Origin of the sequence: Nostoc sp. CALU 1950 (assembly GCF_051172895.1) — a bacterium.
In the GTDB taxonomy this organism is placed as follows: domain Bacteria; phylum Cyanobacteriota; class Cyanobacteriia; order Cyanobacteriales; family Nostocaceae; genus Nostoc; species Nostoc edaphicum_A.
Window position 1 is genome coordinate 1 of the sequence record NZ_JBDNJQ010000256.1, and the last position, 7,628, is coordinate 7,628.

8 protein-coding genes are annotated in these 7,628 nt (G+C 44.3%); 2 read left to right on the plus strand and 6 right to left on the minus strand.

All coding sequences use genetic code 11. The features are described from left to right. Positions 1-259: 259 nt before the first annotated feature. From ABF638_RS35935 to ABF638_RS35945, 3 genes are read right to left on the minus strand one after another with little or no spacing between them, the layout of a single operon-like run. A complete protein-coding gene (locus ABF638_RS35935) occupies positions 260-937 on the minus strand; it encodes a DsbA family oxidoreductase (protein ID WP_435027543.1) in 678 nt (225 codons plus the stop codon). Positions 938-949: 12 nt separating this feature from the next. Further along, positions 950-1,486 carry a cytochrome b6-f complex iron-sulfur subunit gene (gene petC, locus ABF638_RS35940; RefSeq protein ID WP_435027544.1) on the minus strand — a complete coding sequence of 179 codons (537 nt, stop codon included), beginning with the start codon at positions 1,484-1,486 and terminating at the stop codon, positions 950-952. A gap of 42 nt (positions 1,487-1,528) precedes the next feature. After that, positions 1,529-1,750, minus strand: a complete 222-nt coding sequence (locus tag ABF638_RS35945) for a YgaP family membrane protein (protein ID WP_435027545.1) — start codon at positions 1,748-1,750, stop codon at positions 1,529-1,531. Positions 1,751-2,042: 292 nt separating this feature from the next. Here ABF638_RS35945 and ABF638_RS35950 point away from each other — a divergent pair, with 292 nt between their 5' ends. Further along, positions 2,043-2,528: a DUF4079 domain-containing protein gene (locus ABF638_RS35950; RefSeq protein WP_435027546.1), complete on the plus strand. Its 486-nt coding sequence runs from the start codon at positions 2,043-2,045 to the stop codon at positions 2,526-2,528. 303 nt (positions 2,529-2,831) lie between these two features. Further along, positions 2,832-3,377, plus strand: a complete 546-nt coding sequence (locus tag ABF638_RS35955) for a rhodanese-like domain-containing protein (protein ID WP_435027547.1) — start codon at positions 2,832-2,834, stop codon at positions 3,375-3,377. 46 nt (positions 3,378-3,423) lie between these two features. On the opposite strand, the gene ABF638_RS35960 is transcribed toward ABF638_RS35955, so the two are convergent. From ABF638_RS35960 to ABF638_RS35970, 3 genes are all read right to left on the minus strand, one after another. Beyond that, positions 3,424-4,014: a PspC domain-containing protein gene (locus ABF638_RS35960; protein WP_435027548.1), complete on the minus strand. Its 591-nt coding sequence runs from the start codon at positions 4,012-4,014 to the stop codon at positions 3,424-3,426. Continuing rightward, entirely contained in the window at positions 4,015-6,660 is a 2,646-nt protein-coding gene (locus ABF638_RS35965; protein ID WP_435027549.1) for a cation-translocating P-type ATPase, read from the minus strand. A gap of 196 nt (positions 6,661-6,856) precedes the next feature. Further along, on the minus strand, positions 6,857-7,306 hold the full coding sequence (locus ABF638_RS35970) for a pyridoxamine 5'-phosphate oxidase family protein (protein ID WP_335103554.1): 450 nt from the start codon (positions 7,304-7,306) through the stop codon (positions 6,857-6,859). Positions 7,307-7,628: the final 322 nt, after the last annotated feature.

Below are 7,628 nucleotides of genomic sequence, written 5' to 3' on the forward strand. Positions count from 1 at the left end.
GCCTGTGAACAGGCTCAAAGCTGTTAAACACACAACCAAACCGTATAGCTTCGATCTCATTGTTTTGAACGCTATAAGCGTTTATCAAATAAAAGTGGTTTTTTCATGGGTGCATTTTGATTGCGATCGCAGCTTTCAATTACAGCAGATTTCAGGTAAATGAAGTACATATATAAAACCCAAAACCTTGTAGAGGCGTAGCAGTACTACGTCTCTACGTGTACTCGATTAGAGCGCAATCTGCTGTAACGCAATATCCCTAACACCAAGATTGTTCTCCCGAAGGATTGTGCAGTAACTCCCGAATATTGGCTTCGATAACCCGATAGCCCACATTGCCATTGAGTCTCTGCCGTCCTTCATTAAAAATCAGGGTGGGGCTGACTGTAACTGTATGCTCTTTGACTAATTCAAAATCCTGGGATAGCTCGGCATAAGCCTCACCACTATCGATCTGAGCTTCGATAGCAGCGATCGGCAGTCTTAATTCCTCCGCAATTCCAAATTGCACCTTGCGGTCAGAAACATCTGCCAGTTGGGTAAAAAACGCCTCCCGAAATGCCCAGGTTGTTTTTTCAAATACCTGTTGATTTCGCTCTACTAAACCCTTCGTTTCTAGTAGTTGAATAGCATGGAGAAATAAATGACAGGATGTCGATGAAGGTGGTGTAACGTTAGTCCAAATATCAGAATGAACGGTTATGTGATCGAACTTTTTTGCAACCTCCTGGACATGATCGCTGTATCCTTGCAAACCACCGCGATCGCGCCATCGGTTTTCCAGTTTTTCACGAGCAACACCAAAAACAGGGACAAAGTGCTGTGCGATGGCAATCTTGTCTTCAAAGGTTGTTTTCAACTCATCCAAACGAATCTGAGCAATATAAGCCCAAACGCAGAGAACATCGGAAAAGTAAAAAATACGAATCGGTTCCATATCACTTCATCCTTAGACCCACCAGGGTTTCTTTCCAGTGCGAGGATCAGTTTCCGTCCACGGCGAGATTAAAATGCTGTTATCGATCACTGCAACCTGGACAATCTTGAGCGGTAGAGAAGCCGGGCCACGCACCACCGCCCCATCTGGGGCATAACGGGAACCATGACAGGGACATTGAAACTGCTGATCTAGGGCGTTCCAGGGGAAGGTACAACCGAGGTGAGTGCAGTTATCGACAAGCCCAATATGATCCAGGGTGCGATCTTCTTTGACAATCAGATAAGTGGGTTCTCCTGCCAAACCTGCAACCAGGGCGCGGCTTTGGGGCGGTTCAGCCAGAATTTGCGAGGCGGGGATTTGTTTCCCTAGAATATCTTTAGCAAGAATAGCACCCCCTGCTCCCGTTTTTTCGCCTCGAGCAATAAAGAATTTGCCAGCAGGATAGAGCGCAGCACCAGCTGTAGCAGCAACAGTTGCTCCGGTAATAAAGTTGAGTAGTTGCCGTCTTGATAGGGATGGACTTTCGATTGGAATACTAGTATCCATTATGGATCTCCTTATAAAGTTGATGAGTGAATCCCTTTAAAGTTAAAGTTGCTCGTTGGTATGGCTGGTATGAATTCCCGGGAGGCTATAAAGACCGCAAAATCCTACTAAAGCTGTCACCAGCAATACGCTACCTGCAACGATAAGACCAATACCCAATCCTGTACTGCTGTAAGGGAAAAGTCCTAGATAAAACAACGCCGAAGCCAACAACAGACGGATCAGGCGATCTAACGAACCAACATTCGTTTTCAGAACTGTCATCTCCAATATTGAATGGGCTACAAAACCCTTGGGAAAATCTTGAATGGGCTGCGAAACCCTTAGAAAACCCTTGGTGCAATTATGCGAGAAGCAACTCTCAAGGGATTGCAATTTTTTTCTTATCTTCTCTTTAATTATAACCCCTAAATAGCTGGGAATTTTTAATATCAGCATTTATATGTTTCTAGTACAATTCATACAGTTTATCCAGTATTCAAACATGATTTCAAACAACAGGATGCCATACTTTTTTTGTGATTAATTCTCTATAGCTAATTTGGAAATACCTATTATGAGTTCGGAAAGTTTAGCGGCTCTCAAGCCTTATCTCAGCTTTTTTCACCCTGTTACTATGTGGATCTTGCTGGTCGTTGCGCTCTATGCCATGTACTTGGGTGTGCAAGTTCGACGGACGAGGCTGGCAGACGGAGATATCAAGAAAGAATTGGTCAAAGGTCGGTTCGCCATCCGGCATCACCAAATTGGCTCTATCCTCCTGGCGCTGATGGTAATGGGTGCGATCGGGGGAATTACTGTCACCTACCTCAACAGTGGCAAGATTGTGATTGGCCCTCATCTGTTTGCTGGCTTAGGGATGGTGGGGTTGATTTCCACTTCTGCTGCGTTGGTTCCCTTTATGCAGAAGCATGACTGGGTTCGCAGCATCCACATTTCGCTGAACCTCACTCTGCTGGGATTGTTTGGCTGGCAAGCTGTGACAGGGGTGCAAATTGTGCAAAAGATTGTTACCCAAATGATGATGAATAGTGCAGCGTAAGTAGTATTTATCCTACGGAACCAACGATTTATGTCGGCATCCGATATGAATCGTTATTAATCTGCGATCGCGCTCAGTAAATTAAGATGGAAAAATTACATTGAAAATATTCATATAACCCTATATTGTTATGTTATGACATATTAAAGTAGTTAAATAAACCCGATAACCAGATAGCAATATCTAGTCAATAGCACCCACCTATTCACAGGAGATGCTCTATTAATTGGGTGGTGTAGTAGTGGATATTCTATTTAGATATTTTTGCTTGAAGAACAGTTTAATTTTTAGGAAAGACTATTTATGACAAACCAACTTTCTACTCATCTGCAATCAATCAAGGCTGAGACACTCAAGCAGTGGCTAGACCATAACCAAGCGATATTAGTAGATGTACGGGAGCCTTCAGAATACGCCGCAGAAAGGATTCATGGAGCTAAATCTGTTCCATTGTCTCAATTTGATATTAACCAGATTCCCGTTGAAACAGGCAAAAGCCTAGTGCTGTGCTGCCAGACTGGAAATCGATCTGCTCAAGCTGCTAAGAAACTCTTAACCAATGGTGTAGAAACAGTAATTAATCTGGAAGGTGGGCTAAATGCTTGGAAGCAGTCGGGCTATGCCACTCAGATTAATATAAATGCCCCCATTAGTATGTTTCGGCAAGTACAAATTGTTGCTGGTTCACTTGTTTTTGTCGGTACAATTCTAGGAGCATTTGTATCGCCTTGGTTTCTAATTCTTAGCGGCTTTGTCGGCGCGGGGCTAGTGTTTGCTGGGGTATCAAATACCTGTGCGATGGCTGCTTTACTAGCAAAGTTACCCTATAACCAACGTGGACAGTCGTAGTCATCGAAATTTTGATTATTGTTAAATGTGTCGCCGTCGAAGCAGATTATTTAAAACCAACCAAATGGGATTCGATTGGCGGCTCCAATGGTAACGCCAACCAAAGCCAAACGTACAGTAACCAAACAAGTCCAGGGATGACGACTGCTAAAGCAACTGTGACAATCCGTACTCCTTGAACTGGCAGTTTCCATCGCTGTGCAATTGCTGCACACACTCCTGAAATTACTTTGTGGCGACGACTACGGTAAAAAGGTATTGTTGTTTTCCCTGAAGTATTTACTTTTGTGCGTGATGGATTAAGTTTTACAATTAAAGAACTAATCAGTCCTATAGAACCCAAAATAGCCGATGGGATGGTAAAAATCGCCAGCCAGTGGGCAAAGAACATCCCTGTAACTAGTTCTCCCAGCCAGGAAGGGTTAGGACAACGAAAGATGATCGCTTCTGACTGACAACCAAAGCGTTCAGCTAAACCCATTCCTCCCCAAGTTAGTAGGAGGGGTAAAATCCCGTAGAAGATGATTATGCCAAGCAAAACAAAGTGCCAACGAATTGAAAGCGATCGCCAAATTGCAATCGATGAAAGCGCTGGGCCAACAAACAACAGTATCAAAATCAAAGGATAGTAAATCATTTATAGATTTTCTTGGATATGTTTTTTTGATTTAGATTGAATAACTTTTTGGGGTCGATTGAGAAACTTTAACTGTTCAAACCAAAGCAGAGCGATCGCCCCACCGCCTAAACAAATTGCTAAGTCGATTGGGTGTAAAAAGGAGAAGCTAAACAATTGACGCAAGAAGGGAACATACAAGACGATCGCTAGAAAAGCCAGTCCCCCACCAATCACCCACCAAAGGGCATTATTGGGAGATTTCAAGATTTTTAAGCTGAGGCGAGATGAAGAACTTTCACTCAAAATTAGGAATAAATTTGCCAAAATCAACGTCGTAAACGTTAAGGCACGGGCATCAAGTTCGCCTTGTCTGCGATATAGTGCAACTATAAAGATGACGAGAACAATTACCAAAATCCCCACCCCTTGCAGTACTGCCAAACCCAAAGTTTTCCGGCCAAATAATGGTTCTTTGGGGTTGCGGGGAGGACGCTGCATCACCGTTGCTTCTGCGGGTTCGGCTTCTAAAACGATGGAGCAAGCTGGATCGATAATCAAATGTAGAAAGGCAACGTGAACGGGAAGTAATACTAACGGTAGCTTAAACAACACTGGAATCAAAGACATCCCAGCGATCGGGATGTGAATCGCTAGCAGATATGCCATTGCTTTACGGAGATTATCAAAAATTCGCCGTCCCAATTTCACCGCTTGCACAATGGACGAAAAATCATCATCCAATAACACTAAAGCCGCCGACTCACGGGCAACATCTGTGCCTCGCTGTCCCATCGCAATCCCGATTTGAGCAGATTTGAGAGCCGGGGCATCATTCACACCATCCCCAGTCATAGCAACGACTTCACCCTTGGCTTTCAAAGCATTAACTAAGCGCAATTTTTGTTCGGGAACGGCTCGTGCAAAGATATTTGTACTTTGAATACGTTGTTCGAGTTCAACGTCACTCATCAGATCCAATTCTGCTCCCGTCAGAATGGCTCCCATTTGCATCAATCCAATCTGACGGGCAATAGTTTGAGCCGTTCCAGGATAATCACCCGTAATCATAACTACTCGAATACCTGCGGTATAACATTCTTGAATTGCCGCCGCAACGTTTGGACGCACTGGATCAGACAGTCCAACTAAGCCGATAAATTGAAAAGGAAAGTCATGTTGCTCATCGGGTAAATGATTTGGATTAAGGGACGGATGAGGCGGTAAAAATGGCGGTGGCGCATCAACAAGAGAGGCTTTGGCAACGCCTAACACACGCAATCCTTGATTTGCCATTTCACTGATTTGGGTTGCCATAATTCTCTGCTGTTGGGGCGTGAAATGACAGAGATCCGCGATCGCTTCCGGCGCTCCTTTGGCTGCAATTTCATACTGCTGGCCATCGGCTGACTGCCAAACGTGAGACATTGCTAGTAGATGCGGTGAGAGCGGATATTCTCGCAACAGTATCCAATCGTCATGCAGATGTTCAGTATGTGCGAGATAGCGATCGCCTAATTCCTTAAATGCTTTCTCCATTGGATCAAAAGGATCTCTTTGGCTTGCCAGAATGCAGAACTCGACTAATTCATGAACCGTTTCGGGGAGAGACTCTCGTAAATGCAATTCCAAATTATATGGGTGAGGGTTTTCTGCATGGTTATATGCAAATAGCTGTTGCACAGCCATCTGATTCAGCGTCAGCGTCCCGGTTTTATCGACACACAGAACCGTTGCAGAACCCAAGGTTTCCACGGCGGAAGCGCGACGAGCTAAAACGTGTTTCTGAGAAATTCGCCAGGCTCCCAAGGCTAAGAAAATCGTCACGACAACCGGAAATTCGTTTGGCAAAATTGCCATTGCTAGGGTAATACCTGCGAGAAATCCTTTGAGCCAATCTCCTCGCGTGATTCCATAAATAACAACGATTGCCACACACAACAATAAAGCGATGCCAAACAGACGGCTCACCAACCGAGTCATTTCTTGTTGTAGGGGAGTCGGTTCCGGCTTGACTTTTTGCAAAGCGTTACCAATCTTGCCCATCTCTGTTTGAGCGCCCACTGCTTGGACTTGAGCAATTCCCTGTCCTTGAACTACCAAGGTTCCAGAATATACAAAGGGCAACTCATCTCCCCCTGGACGCGCCATTTTCACGGTACCGGCGGCAGCAACTTTGCGAACGGGTAGGGATTCCCCAGTGAGTAACGATTCATCAGTTGAAAAATTTGAGCATGATAGTACCATTGCATCGGCAGGAACGCGATCGCCTTCTGCCAACACCAAGACATCTCCCCGAACGACTTCTCGCCCTGCAATTCGTTTTCGCTCTCCATCCCGAATCACCAAGGCGCGAGGACTAGAAAGATCGCGCAAGGCTTCTAGGGCGTGTTCCGTCTTACCTTCCTGGTAAAGGCTAATTCCGGTGATGAAGAAGACGAAACCTAGCAAAATCAGGGCTTCCTGTAGATCGCCTAAAATCCAATAAATGATACCACCACCGACTAGCAAGAGAAAGATCGGATCTTGAACGGTTTCCCAAGCGAACGATAAAATACTGCGAGAGCGAGATGAGGGGAGTTCATTGTAGCCTTCGTCTTTGAGCCGAGCGATCGCGTCAAGCTCAGATAAGCCATCCACGGTATTGAGATCGACGGTGGAAACCATAATCTCGCTTTTTCCTATGAAACACAAAAACAGAGCAATTCAACTTGATATTAAATACCAAACTTGAAGAACTCGTGAGGTAGTATAAACGTTTATCCTGATTCACTTCCAAACTCGCTTCTTCACCGAGACAGTTCTGAGTGCTGTTACCGGATAGCTAGGGTTTAGCCCGTAACGAGTGCTGTGTAAAAAATTTTCACTGACTGCTAACTCCATCAGTGGTTCGTCCACTTATCTCACTCTCGTGGATGCGGTAGATTGCGATCGCTTCTGAACGTCCCTCAGCATCAATCCAAGTTCGATTGATCGCAGGTGAGAGCGTTGTATTGCGCTCTTTGATCAAGTGCATTGCGCGATCGATGTCTGAATGCTCGGTGAGGCGTGAGGCTCGACCATTCACAATCACGCTGCGCCAATGAAGGGGCCCGTGAATTTCTTCAACCTGTAGGCAGATTTCTGGATTCGCATCTATGTCGTGAGTCTTCATGCCGACCGTTGTAAACAGGTAGATGTCCTCTTCTTCAAGATAATAATACATTGGCATCACGTAGGGTTTGCCTTCGTGTACGCAGCCAAGATGACCGTATCCTACTTGGTGTAGTAGTTCATGTATTTCTTTTGAACTCATTTCATCAATATCTAACATTAATATTCTCCTAAAGATTCAGTTGATTGATAGTGTATTAAAGAGAAATATTCTCCGCCTTACATCTGTTGTTAGATAGAGTAGATATGTGAAAGCTGAAATAATTCATAATTAAGAATTCATAATTTCAAGACGCTTCCAAACTTGCTACCGTTGCGCTATCAATGGTAAGTCCTAAACTATCCACTATCCTGTTGACCAATGAATTTTTAATTCATTGGGGGCTGCTGTAGAGTCTTTTTAATTATGAATTAATAATTATAAATTAATCAGAAATGTTGAATCCTAATACAAAACTTTACATATCTAGTTACACTAACTC